The sequence below is a fragment of the Blautia sp. HCP3S3_G3 genome (assembly GCF_052063365.1).
GTDB lineage: Bacteria > Bacillota > Clostridia > Lachnospirales > Lachnospiraceae > Blautia_A.
Genome location: NZ_JBQHXR010000011.1, coordinates 45,198 through 59,870 on the forward strand (window position 1 = coordinate 45,198; position 14,673 = coordinate 59,870).

Below are 14,673 nucleotides of genomic sequence, written 5' to 3' on the forward strand. Positions count from 1 at the left end.
TTTTCCATCTGTGCCGGCAGATGCGTTGGCAACTGCTGTATTATTGAGCATTGGAAGACCTCCTGTTCAACAGTGAAAGACTCAGGTTAATAATCAGAATAAATACAAACAGAACCACTGCAGTTGCGATCAGAGCTTCTCTGTGAAGTCCTGTTGCATAACCCATTTCTGTTACGATATTGGCAGTCATTGTGCGGACTCCTTTCAAAAGTCCCTGCGGCATTCTGGCCTGATTTCCGGCTACCATGATCACTGCCATTGTCTCACCGATCGCACGTCCGATACCAAGAACGACCGCTGCAAGAATTCCTGATTTTGCAGCCGGAAGCATAATACAGAAGATACTTCTTTCTTTGGTAGCTCCCAGTGCCAGCGAACCCTCATAATAACTTTCCGGTACGCTTCGGATCGCAGATTCCGCAGGTCCGATAATGGTAGGCAAAATCATCATTCCCAGAAGGAGAGAAGCTGCCAGCATACTGCTTCCCGTTCCTCCAAAAATCTGACGGATCAGAGGAACAAGAAGAACCAGTCCAAAGAATCCATATACGATAGATGGAATTCCGGCCATCAGTTCAATTCCTGATTTCAGCGGCCGGTAAATTTTTGCCGGGCAATAGCGTGCCATAAACACAGCTGTCAGAAGTGCAATGGGAACTCCTGTGATTACAGCGCCTGCAGTTACATAAATGCTGGCAACGATCATCGGAAAAATTCCGAACTTGTCGTTGGATGGTTTCCATGTGGTTCCAAAAAGAAATTTCAGTGGTCCGATTTTTGCGATTGCCGGAATTCCGTTTGCGAAAAGAAATACACAGATCAGAAATACTGCGATGACCGATGTACATGCGGCAATCATGAAAATACATTTCATTCCTTTTTCCTTTAAATGTGTCATACTTTTTCCTTTCTTTCTCTCTTTTTTTGATTGCTGAAACAGGATATGTACAGCAATCTTTTATAAATAACAACGCCTGCATAAACAGGCATTTCTTTGTCCTGTTTTTCCTCGAATAATCTCCCCCGGTCTGGCTTATTATTTTTCCTTCCAGACCGCGGGAGACAATTCGAGGCTGGTATACAGACCCAGCCCCGATTCTGTTCCAAAAGCCCGTCTGAATTATTCAGCAAGTGCTTCCCATTCTGTTGTCTCACCTGTAAAGATGGATTTTACCTGCTCACTTGTCAGATCTTCCAGTTCGTTTGTTGTGTTTACAACTACTGCAATACCATCGGATGCGATTACGGCAGCAGTCAGTCCAAGTTCAGATTCTTCATCTTTCAGATCACGGGATGCCATTCCGATATCACAGATACCTTCTGCTGCGGAATTTACACCTGTAGTGGAATCGCTCTGCTGTACTTCTACAGTTACATTGGAGTTTACACCTTCATAAGCCTCTTTTAATTTTTCCATAACCGGTGCTACAGAAGAAGAACCTGCAACTACTACTTTTCCGGATGCTTTGCCTGCTTCATACGGAGCTGCTTCTGTATCTACTTTGATGTATCCGTTGTCTTCGATAATCTGCTGTCCATCTGCGCTCATGATATAGTTAATGAAATCCTGAGCTGCATCACTGATTTCTTCTCCGGTTACGATATTGAACGGACGGGAAACTTTGTAAGTGCCGTCTGCAACATTTTCTGCTGTTGCCTCTGCTCCGTCAATTTTGAGTGCTTTTACAGTATCGTTCAGAGAGCCGAGAGAAATATATCCGATTGCGTTCTCATCACCTGCTACAGTTGTCATCATAACGGAAGTGCTGTTGGTAATGATTGCATCTTCTGTTGTCATATCTACTTTCTCATCGCCCTGTTTTTCTTCAATACCGAACAGTTCGATAAAAGCGCCTCTTGTACCAGAACCATCCTCACGTGATACTACGTTGATTGTGCCGCTTGCTGCAAATACGGTAGATGCAAATATAGTAGTGCCAAGTAATGCTGCTGTTAAAATACGAACAATTTTTTTCTTCATGATCAATGTTCTCCTCTTTTCTGTCATAGACAATTTATTTCTTATTGACAAGAGCCATTATAAAAACCAAAAGTAAAATGCAAAATCTTTTTTCTGTAAAATGTTCGTAAAAAAAGAGCTCTCCGCCGGAGAAATCATGTTCTGCTGTCAGCACCATGATTCACCGGGGAAAGCCCGTTTCTTTATTTGTTAGTCTTCTTCTTTATTCCCTGCGCTCCAGTCATCAGCTGTTCAAAATCCTCATCAGCATCGCTGCCATTCCCACCGAATATCCGCTTGCCGCAAAAATTCCGACTGCTTTTCCATCCGTCACAACCAGAAGAGGCAGTTTGCCCGGATCTACGTACATCTGACGCGCTGTCATTTCCTGGTCTTTGCCAAAGGTATCGTAATAGACCTCCACCTCCGGCAGTGCCTGACGGCAGCTGGACAGCGTGAGATCTGCCAAATCTTCCGGACCGCGTACAATAAATGCCAGCTGATTCTGACATTTCCGGAAATCCTCCTGCATTTCCATCAGTTCATTGAGGATGTGTTCCGTAGGCTCCCGGCTCACCTCCAGCCAGCAGAGAACTCTGCGGCCATTTCCGGGCTCAGCACCGCTTCGTGCCGGATCTGTAATTTCTCCGATCGTCCGTACATTGCCGTCCCTGTCTGTCAGTTCATAATCCGGTATATGGTGTCTGTCCAGCAGATCCGCAAGACATGCCTCCCGCATCTCCAACGCAATCTCACCGTGTCCTCCCTGTTCGATCTCAAAGTCATACCGTCCGGCAAAAATATTTCCCGTAGGCAGCCGGTTGGCAGTCAGAAGCCGGTATTCTCCAGGCTCCACAGCAAGTTCCAGTCTGCCGTTTTCCAGACGAAGCTCCCACAATTTCAGGGAGTGGTAACCATCCTCTTCCAGCTTTGCAAGAGACCAGTTCTGGAAATATGTCCAGTTCACCTCCGGATCTCCGCTCAGAAGTACCCTGGCATCTTTTTCCTGCTCTTTCACCACCCGAACAAACTGTCCGTCTCTCCAGTATTCCAGAGATCCATCCGCTGCATCCATCCGTGCAGGGATTCCCAGAGTTCTGGCGATTGCCACAAACAGGACTTTTCGGGAATTGCTTTCTGCAAAACCGAGTTTCAGGGCAGCCGCCGGCGTCGTGTAGATACTCAGGCGTTCTTTTTCGCTTCTGGAATGGATGGTTGTCTGAATCCAGTTCCAGATTTCTGCCGGATTCTTCCGGAACCTTTCCTGCTGTGCTTCCTCAAAATATTCCAGAATTGCTCTGCGCCATTTGGAAAGAATCTCAAAAGAAACTCTCGGATTCCATACATAAGATAAGAAAATTTCCCGCGGATACTGATTTTCATAAATCCTGGATTCTTCATAATGTTCCTTCAGTATTTCCGGATCCGCATCCTGACGGTCTTTTTCGGAAAGCACCGCCATATATTCTGCCGCTTTTTTTGGCTCATCCGGCAGAAAACCACCAACCCAGAGGGGCTTCCAGGCTTCTGTTTTCTTTTTGCGAAGGATGGCGGCTTCTTCCACACGGCGGCTGTTTTCTTCTTCCTGTTCACGGGAGGCGCGTCTTGACTCCACAATCGAATCAGAAGGAGCAATCATATCAAAATCAACCCACACATCCTCTGCTTTTTCTTCTGCGAGAACACAGAGACAGATATCTTCTTCTTTTGTATTAATCAGGCATTCGCCGATCTCTCCCTGGAAACATGCCGTAATATGAAGGCTTCCCAGACCGGTTTTCAAAACAGCCTTACCTTCCTTATCTGTGACCATCTTTGCCACAGGACTGAATTCCGAATAATTCAGAACCTCTGCAGTGACTGATGCCCCTTCCACCGGACAGCCATCCAGATCTTCCACACAAATCGTAATGGTTCTGGTATCCGCATAACGGGAAAGCTGATTCTGCAAAACGGTAATTCCCTCGCGTCCCACTTCCTGTTCCTGGCTCTCATTGCTTCCAAAGCAGCGGGAATGTACCATCATAGCCCGGGAAGCAGCATTGGTAAACCATCCTTTGTCCAGAATTGCCTCCGGCTCACAGGCACCAAGATAATGCCACTGTCCCTCACACCAGACTTCCACCCACGCATGGTTGTCATCACAATGAGCCCAGAACGGCGCATAAACCTGCCGTGCCGGAATGCCCACACTTCGCAGGGCACTTACTGTAAAAACGGATTCCTCCCCGCAGCGTCCATATCCTTTGCGGTACACATCCAGCGCAGAGCTTGTCCGTTCATCGGTTGACTGATAAGTCGCTTCCTGGGCACACCAGTAATTCACTTCCAGAATGGCATTTTTCATATCCATTCCTTCTATTCTTTCTTCCAGTTCCTTCCGGAAAAGCTTCCTGCACGGCTTGATTTCTTCCTCGTTGATCCGATGGAATAACACTTCTCCAAGGAACATTTCTTCTGTAATTTCTTTACAATAAGGTGAATTTTCCCAGAGCCAGACTCCCTGTTCGGCAAAATCCAGAAACGTATCAAACGAATAATTTCCAACATCGCTGTATGGCATATTTGCATACAGATATTTCATGGCAAGTGCTGTATCGTCATCCAGCAAATCTATTTTTTCCCGGATTTCTTCAGATGGACCGGGCAGATTCTGACAGAATTTCTCAAAATCCTGAACGATCCTGTTCCTGCTGTTTTCCAAAAACATGTGATTTCTCCTTTTCCTGTTTTTTCATTTTCAATACAACTGTACGCCTGCTGCCTCCAGTGTTCCCACTGCCGCAGGGTCCGGTCTTTCATCTGTAATGATTCCGTCGATATCATCAAAATGGGTAAATTTATAAGAATCATTGAAATAAAACTTATCTTTCTCCATCACTACATACGTATGCCGGCTGCTGGAGATTGCTGCCTTTTTGGTCAGTCCGTCCTCCACACCAAAGGTGGTCACAGAAAGGTCCGTCATATCCAGTCCGCATGTCCCGATAAACGCCCGGTCAAAGCTGTACTGCTTGATCACCTCAATAGCCGCAGATCCCATAAACCCATTCACAGTCCGATACATGATTCCTCCGGTTCCCACTGTGGTGATCATCGGAGAAGCGGCCAGAATCTGAAGAATATCGATCATATTGCTCACAACAACCAGTCGTCTCCCTGAATCTGCCAGCAATTTCGCAAGTTTGATATTGCTGGTGGAAATGTCGAGAAAAATCGTCTCATTATCTCTGATCAGGCTGAACGCTTTCTGTGCAATGATATCTTTTTTTTCTTCATTTACCGTCCTGCGGTCAATCACATCCCGATCCAGAGGATAATCTCCGGATAAAATAGCTCCGCCGTAAGTACGCTTCAGATGACCGGCTTTCTCCAGAGTCTTCAGATCCTTACGGATACAGTCTTCTGTCACATGAAATTCCTCACTGAGAGAGCGCACCTTGACCTTTCCGTATTCTCTCAGCTTCTGTAAAATAGCTTCCTGCCGTTCTTCTGTGAACATTTGCTCACCCCCATTCATTTATAAAAAAGCAATCTTTTTCTCTCTGATTTTAACCTAACATACATTCCACTTTTTGTCAATTTATGATATTATTTCGAATTATTTTTTATTATTTTGTATTATATTTCATATGAGAAAATGAGAGGCACGCTCCTGTAATAGAAAAAAGTCAGGATCAAATTTGTTTGACCCCGACACAATCCAGATAGAGCGTGTTTCAAAATGGTGGGAATGAATTTTCCACAAAGTGGGGCGTACAGATGACGGGAATGAATTTTCAAATACACGCTAAAACATGGACAAAATTAATGCAATGATTCCGCCGACAATCAGCAGGCATATTCCAATCAGATGAAAGTATGCGGAAAATGTATTACTGCAGACAGAAACCACGTTCGGCCAGTGCAATGCCAGGGACACTATACATAATCCCAGAAGAATCACAAGCCAGATTACCAGATATCGTTTCAAAATACGCAGCATAAACTTCACCCTCCCTGATTTTTACCAATACTCATTTCTCTTAATTTCTGTAAATACTCATCTTTCCCGATTTCTATAAATACTCGCATTCCTCGATTTCTATAACTACTCGTATTCCTCGATTTCCATAACTACTCGCATTCCTCGATTTCCATAACTACTCATATTCCTCGATTTCTATAAATGATCGTATTCTCCTGTGCCCTGTAAATGATCCTGTTTCTCAATTTTATAAATCATCATGTTTCTGAATTCTGCAAATCATCGTATTTCTCGATTTTATATGTGTAACTGCGATCCCCCAGAGCTTCGTATTCCTGTACCTCAGAGTTAAATACAAGAACCGGAAGAGCCTCCATCATCTTTCTGATTTCCTGAAAAACAGCTTCCCCGCCATCAAAATCGTCATTTACAAAAAACAGGAAAAACACTCCGCAGCTTTCCAGCATATTGTAAATCTGATAAATTTCATTCACAGTTTCTGCCGAGAGACCCATAGGAAAATCCCACAGTGCAATCCCCTTATACGGAAGTTTTCTCGTTGGATTTTCTCTGTTATATTCCCATACCGTATGATATCTGTTCTCCAGAACATTTGTCCGGATGTACATGCAGTACTCTTTGATTTCACGAATTTCCTCTTCCAGATTCTGCGGGGAAATCACACGGATATTTTCCCGGCAGTCAGATTCCCGGATATTCTCCCGGTTTCCAGATTTCCGGAAATTCTCTCGGCCTCCAGATTCCCGGATATTCTCCCGGTTTCCAGATTCCCGAATATCCGAAAGGAATTCTCTGTCATTTCTCCCATCCTCTCCATTCAGAACAGCGATCAGTTCATATTCAAAGCCTCTGTGCAGTACCAGCTGTCCCAGACACATTGTCTGAAAATGCTGCCAGGCAAGCTCTTTATTCTCTTCTTGATACAAAAACAGCTGATAGACCGCATGATTCCGGCTGAGAATATACGGTACCTCCAGCTGTCCTCCACGCACAGCATCCGGATACAGGGCACCCAGCATTCCGGCACCTTCCGGTGAACATTCATGATGGATTACTCCCAGCTGGCACTGACAGATATATTTTTCTCTATGTTTCAGCCTGCGAATGTGATAAAAATCCATAGCCTGCACAGCACTCCCAAACACAGGCGGAGGGATCTGTTCCATCAGTTCCGTCTGAATCTCCCGTATCTGCTGTCTCCTGCTTTTTCGGATATCTTCTGATTCTTTTTGTAATTCCGCAATTTCGTTTTCTTTTTCCTGTACAAAATTCCGGATTCGTTCTTCCATGTTAGAAAGATCACTCTCCAGAAGACGGATCTGCTGCTCTCGTTCATCTGAAGAAAAATGTCCGGAATTTTTCAGGTAAGTCTGGCGATTCAAGGTAAGGGAACGAAGCGTATCCAGCTTTTGTTCTTTTTCCCTGACATCCGCCTGAATACTCCGGATATCATCCTGAATATCCCGGAGTATCTGTTTCTCTTCATATTCTGCGCTATTTCCGCACAATTCCAAACAGCGCTGATCTGCCTTTGTCAGAATCTCCAGACATTTGCTCATAATCTGATCTTTGTTTTCGCTGTCCAAAAACCATTTTTTACTGATCACTCTTTTATCGTTTTTCGTCTGTCCAATCATCTCCACCACCTCCGTCTTCTTCGTCTTCTCCAGAAGAAACCGATAAACAACACACAAACGGCCACTCCCGCGATGATAATCACAAATTTCCCGACTGTTATCACACAATACGCAATTCCCGCAGCCAGAATCCATGTAATTGCTTCAAAGTTCAGAAAAATACATATCACACCGCCAATGGTAACAAGCAGAAGCACCGCTTCCAGAATTTTTTCTGCTGTGATTCCTGAGAAAAAACCGTTGAAGATGTTTCCCCGCCGTCCTCTGTTCGCTCCCGGTCTCTGAAGTATATCAGCCGCACTGCCATCCTGACGGGAGTTTCCGGTGTCCCAGGCATTGTTATCTTCCGCTTCTTCCCAATCATCCCAGGTCTCACTGTTTCCTGGGTTTTCCCAGTTATCACGATTTCTTCTATCTACAGAGTCTCCCCAGTTATCAAGACTTCTTCCATCTGCGGATTCTTCCCGGGTATTCTGACTTTTTCTGTTCTTTTTATCCGGCTTATTCTGCATGTTTTCCAGATTTCGGATTGCTTCATCCAGATCTCTGTCCAGTATATCTCTCATGTCCACATTACCTCTGTTGCTGAATCTAAATTTACACTTTCCCTGTTTCAACAACATCATAACGGACAAGAAATAAATTTTTTTATTTTTCGATGTACTTGTATACTCCATTTAAGGACTGTCGGAAAATGAATTGAATAAAAACAGGAAGAATGTGACTCAGAATGAATCGTATCCTCCCTGTCGAAATATAGACAAATTTGTATATATGAAAGTACACTTTATTGATTCTGGATGAGACAATTTTATAACTGGCATCGAAAAATAGTAAAAAACATATTTCCGACGCTTAGTTTATACATGAATCAGCAGAAAAAGCATCGGGAATATCAAAACTTGTTTTTCCGATGCTTCATGCATACAACATCGCCCGCTATACCTCCCTCATTTGAGTCAAATTTTCCACATTCGATAAACAGCCCCATCAGTACACCAGCTGTTTTGTCACAAACAGCAGCTCCACCCCTGAATGCCCGTACAGTATGGCATTCCGGTATCCAATTTCGCAGATCTCACCGGGCTCCAGCACCTCCATTTTTACTTTTGCTTTTCCCGGTGCTTTTGCAAACACAAACTGCCATGGTTTCTTTGGTGCTTTCACCTCCACCGTCTGCTCCATCATGTAACTGGCAAACAGATCACTGATCCGTGATGCAGCACGGGCATCTCTGTAGGATAAAATCATCCACTTTCCAATTCTGGCTCTGGCGATTGCGAAATACTCCACGGAATTTCCGCTGAACATCCCTGCCACTTCTGCAGAACAGATTCCAAGAGCGAATTTATTCTGCGTATTTCCCAGCAGCTCACCCAGTCCGTTTTTCTCATTGATTCCAATATCATACATAATCAGCAGAAATTCTTCCTGATTCAAAAGCATCAGTTCATCACGCAGGGCCATCAGCATCTGATTCGTATCCGCACTTCCAATGCAAAGAGACAGGACACGATTTCCCGTCCCCTGTTTCATAAAACGGCCAATATTGATCCATCCCTTTTCTCTTAAATTACAGATTTCCGAAAAGGATTTTTGCAGCCCTTTTATCATTTCCCGGACTTCCATTCCGGCGCCGGTATTCATCTGTATCCCGTTTCTCGTGATCTGATTCAGTCCTGCCCTCTCAGACAATTCTATGATTTCTTCATCCGATGCCTCACAAAGCTCCGAAATATAACAAAGCGCGTTACTGGTTTTATATTCTTCCAGAATACTGAGCAGGCTGTCCATATATTGCCCCACGGAAAGTTCGTTAATTCCACCAATATTTCTGCACTGATTTTTTATGCAGGAAACAACCGATCTTTTGCTCATTCCGTCAAAAGGCATGTAATTTTTGTGGATTCCTCCTACTCTGTCATAGTGCAGATCCGGAAATTGCAATAAAAGATTCTGCCGGAGAACTCCATCCAGATTCTGATTATTATGCAGAATCACTACAGGACGCTGCTTTCTTCGGATATAATCCTCCACAGCATGATAAAGTCCCCAGATCTGCTCATCTTCCTTTCCGCCGGTAATGATAAATCCCTCACTCGGTTCCGTGGTTTTCCAGAAATCTGACAGACGGTATCTGGCCTTTCTTACCACATGTCTTTCTTTATCATTCTTCGGATCTGCAAATTTAAACGACATAAATGTTACCTCCTGCTTACCTTTTGTATCAGTCATTGCATTTACAATGTACTTCATGATTCATTTTCGGAATCAAATCTTGAAAAACAGAACTTAAATGGCTGCTGCGGTTCTTTATCCCACAGGTCGATAATCGCCTCTCCCCTCGAAAGATTCTGCACATCCCACTGTTCTACCACGTTGCTGTCCCTCGGGATATGTCTCGGTTCAAAGCCCTCGTTCCACAGCTTAATATCTGTATAATTACATCCGAAATGCTCTGAAATAAATTTCCTGGTCTCCGCATCTCCTGTCCGGAAACAAAACATATTGGAAAAGCCGGAAAGAATTACTTTTCCCTTTGCTTCCCCGTAAATATCATAAATCTGGTTGACACTCTGAAGGCCGGCGACAATTTTCACACCCAGGCTGCGTCCGAAATTGAGACCGTCATCCTGATGACTTACGGCGCCAAGCAGTTTCAGTTCATCACAGATCATAAAAACGTTCCCCTGCGCTTCCTCACATTCCATATCGTTTCTTCCCAGTGCTTCTTTCAGTGCCTGATCATATAAAAGCTGGTAAATCGGTCCAAGAACTTCTCCTACACTGAGGTCATATTCCACAAATATCACTCTTTTATTTTTTTCTCTTACAAGATCCCGCATGGCAAACTCTCCGGCAAATTCACCCCCGTCATGCATCCCGTAGCGTTCCGTTCTGTATCTGTCTCCGGAATATGGCTTTTCATCTCCGAAAACACCCACAAAGCATTCAGACACCAGACTGTTGATATAAGCAAAAACAGCAAGTGCCTGCGGAGTCGTACCGTCCCCATAATACTGCTTTCCGCCTGCAAAATCCCGGTTTGAAGGATCACAGGTCAGCGCATCATAATCCTTTACCTGTGCAATTTTAAAAAATTCTTTTAATTTGTAAGTATGCATCTCCTCCAGATTTCCGCTGCGGAGAACGCTGATAATTTTCATGCTGATCAAATCGGCTGCAGCATCTGCGAAAAACGGCTGCGTGGAAGAGCGCCTGTTTTTAAACAGAGCTTTCATAATTTCTCTCGCATTCAGATCCCATTCTTTTTTATACTCATACCGTTCTCCCGGGCGGGGCATCCGGCCCATGACTTCACCGTAAATATTCCAGACACTGCTCTGTCTCCGATATCGTTTGCCGTTACCGATCACCACGTCTCCCGGTTTATAAAATTCTCTGTAAAAGTCACCTTTGGAATCCAGGATAAACATCACATCCAGCGTCGTCATCCTACTTCTCAGGGATTGAATAATATGATTAAAAACATTCGTTTTTCCGCATCCGATACCTCCAAGAAGCAGCAGATGTGTCGAATACTGTTCCATATTCATCGTGAAACAGCTTCCATCCGGAGAATAAAAAGTAGTCCTTGCATCATCTCCAACACGCGGTCGACCCTTGCTCAGATCGTTTCCCAGAAGAACCTCCGGTATAATTCCGGTATTCGCCTTGCTTCTCTGATTATTTCGGTATTCCCTGTGTTCTCTGTCTTCTGCGTTATGTTCCTCTCTGCTTTCCTCCCGGTTTTCTCTGCTGTATTTTTCCTGAACATAGTCATAATCATCTTCTTCATTTTCATGAAAAAGAATTCTTCTGTTCGACGGATTCCCGTCTTCAGAATACTGCTGATTTTTCTTATTTCGCGGTGTCCATCCGCTGATTGCGGCCATGTTTTCGTTCGCCTCCCTCTGTGTTTTTTTTCTTTCACATTTTATCACATTTTACCTGTCAATTTGAATATTTTTTACCTCTCTTATACGTCATGCTTTAAAATGAATTTTCAAACACGTTCTAATACATTGTGATACATCTGACTTGTCTATCTGGGGCCGATATTTATTTTCCGATATACTAACAATACTATGTTTTACATTCCTGCCCCTGCTCCAGCACCAGCTCCTGTTCCGGCACCAGTTCCTGCTCCGGAACCACCATGGCCTCCTGAGCCAGTTCCGCCATGTCCGCCTGAGCCAGAACTTCCCAGACCACCTGTCCCAACTCCTCCCTGACCGCCAGATCCAGTGCCTCCCAGACCACCTGCGCCATGTCCTCCCTGTCCGCCAAATCCAGTGCCTCCCAGACCACCTACGCCAAGTCCTCCCTGACCACCAAATCCAGTGCCTCCGTGTCCTGCTGCACCCTGACCATGGCCAATTGCACCATTCCCACTGCTCTGACCGCTGCTTTTTGCACCGCTTTCAGAATTTCCGGAATTCATATTACTCTGCGTTTTTCCGGAAAGACTACTGTTTTTTCCCGACAAACTGCTGTTTTTTCCCGACTGACCTGACGTTTCGCCGTTCTCCCGGCTGTTGTGGGTTTCTTTATCCATTTCAGGAAGATGTTTCTTTCTTTCAAGCATTTCTTCCTGTTCCCGTTCTCTCTGTGCTTCCAGATAGCGTTCCAGTAATCCCATTATTTTTCTCCTTTTTCTGCCTTACCATTCTCACGGATCATCCGTTTCCATTGCAATTCCATTTTTTTCGAAGGCACTCCTGCCAGAAATGACTGCGAATCACTCTGATACAATTCATTTTTCCTTCCTGATTCCGGATCATTATAAAGGTACAGATCATCCTGATATCTGTCTGTAAGAAGAATGGTTCTCTGATTTTCAGAGCCTTTCATTCCATAATCAAAATTATGCGCCTCTTCATACGGCCCATCGATCAGAAGATCAATCAGTTCCAGAAATTGTCCGATTTCCGGATGAATCTGCGATAACTCCAGCAATCTTTCATAATAAAATCCTGTGTACACAATAACCCCGAGATTTTTTTTCTCTTTTACCTGTCTCAGAAGTGCTGCAAGCTCTCCTGCCTGCAGAAACGGTTCGCCGCCACTGATGGTAATTCCTTCAGTCCCTTCTGTGCTGAGAATCTGTTCCGCAAGCTGATCTGCACTCATCAGATAACCGCCATCCAGATTATGCATGGATGGTGCAATGCACCCAGGGCAGGAAAAAGGACATCCCTGCACCCAGATACAAAAACGTTCCCCCGGTCCCAGAACTCTGCAGTGATCTCTCACTGCAGCAAGTAAAATCCGGACTTCCTGATTTTTTTTATTATTCTGATCTTTCTGATTTCTCTGATCTTTCTGATTTCTCTGATCTTCCCGGCCTTCCCTATCTCTCAACTGATACTTTCCCCCTGTTCACATATGTCTCTTCTGTTTCCTCCACTGCTTCTCTGGATAATTCCAGAATATTTTTTTCTGGAATTTCATATTTTTCCATATCCGATTCCCCAAAAACAGCATTTGCCTTTGAGGTATTCACAACCATAATCAGGTGAATCCCCCGGTCTCTGCTCAGTTCCTCCTGCAGACACCGGTGGAAACTGCGAATCAATTTTTTGCTGTCTTCCATTTCTGTCAGCGCGTCCAGATCATCCAGAATCAATACTGCATTTTCCGCTTCTCTGATCAGCTGCGCTGTTACTTTTTCCATCTCCCCGGCTGTCCACCTGCTGATGTCGTCTCTCCGGACGATCACATGCCGTTTGCTGGAAACTTCTCCGATATAATAGAGGAAATCTGCCAGAGCGATCGCTGTCTTTGTCCTGTTCGACTCTTCAATTCCTTTCAGAAGAAAGCGGCATCCATAAGAGGATACTCTGGATTCTGCCTTCATAAACCGGTCGATTTCAACGGATTGTTCTTCCTCTTCCATCTGCCTGTATTTTCTTATCGCTCTGAGACGCATAACAACATTTTCCGTGTACGGAAGTGCAGAAAAACGTTCCAGAGGAAGTTCCACATCCCGGACACGGGGATACATTTTTTTCAGCACTTCTCTGGACAGCACCAGATGATCTCCTTCATATGAATCCAGTGTTTCCTGCAAAACACGGTTGATTTCATTAAGGGAGGTTCCCTTTGCCTTCTCTGCATAAGCTTCCAGAAGATATGCAAAATCATTCAGGCAATTCATTGGATAACTGAGATATTTTTTCTGATACCCATACAGGCGGTAATGTTCCAGAAGATTTCTGATTTCATCTTTTCCAGGTTTGCCGATTTCAATAAACTTTTCTCTGCGTACCGTCGGATTTCCGGTCTGTTCCTGGAAGAAAACCCCGCCAAGCCAGTCATTGTTTCCAATCTGCGCATAAATCTGATTCCGGTCCATATTCATAGCCAAGAAAAATACTTTATTCTGATTGTCATCCAGTGAATCGCTCAGAAAATACTGGAAGGTAGCCTCAAACTGTGACCTGTCATCCGGACTGAGCTGTACATAATCCATCAGACTTTCAAAAACAATGGCCGTTTTTTTACCGGGATCTCTCAGGAGCTGATCCATCAGACCGGCAAAATCCGCCGCTTCCCTCCTCTCCGAATAAGACATCCGCCTTCCTGTGTCTCTCCTTCCGGAAGTGTCTGTATCTGTTTGTTCAGAAATGCCTGCATCTGTTTTTCCAGTAATACCTGTATCCCTGGCTCTACCTGTATATTCTCCCGTCCCTGTACCAGGTATCGGTTTGTCAAATTCCAGAAAATCGTCGTCCTCATCTTCTGAAATTTCATAAATTCCTGCTTCGTTCTCTTCCTCTGTATAATTGTATCTCCCCGCCTTATCCGCTTCACCTTCCCCGTTTCTGACCTCTTCCGGTTCTGCTTTCAGATCCCGGTTCCCCCCGATCAGTTCCATGGCACTCCTGTCATCAAAGACCCGCATGCCGCGTGAGGCAAGATAAAACACAACATAATCAAAATTTTCATATTTCTTCAGATATTCACCAAAATACTGATTAAACGTCATCTTTCTCAGATTTTTATCGCATATCATATCGTCTAGATTCTCGCAGATACAATAAATTCGTTCTGTAAATTTACTCACCATCTTCTTCTCTTACCTC

The 14,673-nt window shown here is 44.4% G+C and carries 12 protein-coding genes; all 12 read right to left on the bottom strand.

All coding sequences use genetic code 11. The annotated features are described in order from the left end of the window. Window positions 1–40 precede the first annotated feature (40 nt). A complete protein-coding gene (pstC, locus tag ACTNEW_RS10725) occupies window positions 41–898 on the bottom strand; it encodes a phosphate ABC transporter permease subunit PstC (protein WP_441060667.1) in 858 nt (285 codons plus the stop codon). Window positions 899–1,120: 222 nt separating this feature from the next. Beyond that, window positions 1,121–1,981, bottom strand: coding sequence for a substrate-binding domain-containing protein (locus ACTNEW_RS10730; protein ID WP_441060669.1), 861 nt, complete (start codon window positions 1,979–1,981; stop codon window positions 1,121–1,123). 223 nt (window positions 1,982–2,204) lie between these two features. Next, on the bottom strand, window positions 2,205–4,670 hold the full coding sequence (locus tag ACTNEW_RS10735; protein ID WP_441060672.1) for a transglutaminase domain-containing protein: 2,466 nt from the start codon (window positions 4,668–4,670) through the stop codon (window positions 2,205–2,207). A gap of 30 nt (window positions 4,671–4,700) precedes the next feature. After that, window positions 4,701–5,462, bottom strand: a complete 762-nt coding sequence (locus ACTNEW_RS10740; RefSeq protein ID WP_441060674.1) for a DeoR/GlpR family DNA-binding transcription regulator — start codon at window positions 5,460–5,462, stop codon at window positions 4,701–4,703. 288 nt (window positions 5,463–5,750) lie between these two features. Continuing rightward, window positions 5,751–5,945 (bottom strand): hypothetical protein, encoded by a 195-nt coding sequence (locus tag ACTNEW_RS10745; protein ID WP_441060676.1) that lies wholly within the window; start codon window positions 5,943–5,945, stop codon window positions 5,751–5,753. Window positions 5,946–6,184: 239 nt separating this feature from the next. After that, window positions 6,185–7,585, bottom strand: coding sequence for a hypothetical protein (locus ACTNEW_RS10750; protein WP_441060678.1), 1,401 nt, complete (start codon window positions 7,583–7,585; stop codon window positions 6,185–6,187). Continuing rightward, entirely contained in the window at window positions 7,582–8,151 is a 570-nt protein-coding gene (locus ACTNEW_RS10755) for a hypothetical protein (protein ID WP_441060680.1), read from the bottom strand. The genes ACTNEW_RS10750 and ACTNEW_RS10755 overlap by 4 nt, the downstream gene beginning before the upstream one ends. Before the next feature lie 424 nt (window positions 8,152–8,575). After that, complete coding sequence (locus ACTNEW_RS10760) at window positions 8,576–9,784, bottom strand: hypothetical protein (protein WP_441060682.1); 1,209 nt, start codon at window positions 9,782–9,784, stop codon at window positions 8,576–8,578. Window positions 9,785–9,837: 53 nt separating this feature from the next. Continuing rightward, window positions 9,838–11,481 (bottom strand): type IV secretory system conjugative DNA transfer family protein, encoded by a 1,644-nt coding sequence (locus ACTNEW_RS10765; RefSeq protein WP_441060684.1) that lies wholly within the window; start codon window positions 11,479–11,481, stop codon window positions 9,838–9,840. 197 nt (window positions 11,482–11,678) lie between these two features. Continuing rightward, the gene (locus ACTNEW_RS10770; protein ID WP_441060686.1) at window positions 11,679–12,227 is read right to left on the bottom strand and encodes a hypothetical protein; all 549 of its coding nucleotides are present in this window, start codon (window positions 12,225–12,227) and stop codon (window positions 11,679–11,681) included. Beyond that, window positions 12,227–12,949, bottom strand: coding sequence for a 4Fe-4S single cluster domain-containing protein (locus ACTNEW_RS10775; protein ID WP_441060688.1), 723 nt, complete (start codon window positions 12,947–12,949; stop codon window positions 12,227–12,229). Before ACTNEW_RS10775 ends, ACTNEW_RS10770 begins: the two co-directional genes overlap by 1 nt. Further along, window positions 12,939–14,657: a hypothetical protein gene (locus ACTNEW_RS10780; RefSeq protein ID WP_441060690.1), complete on the bottom strand. Its 1,719-nt coding sequence runs from the start codon at window positions 14,655–14,657 to the stop codon at window positions 12,939–12,941. Before ACTNEW_RS10780 ends, ACTNEW_RS10775 begins: the two co-directional genes overlap by 11 nt. Between the last annotated feature and the right edge of the window lie 16 nt (window positions 14,658–14,673).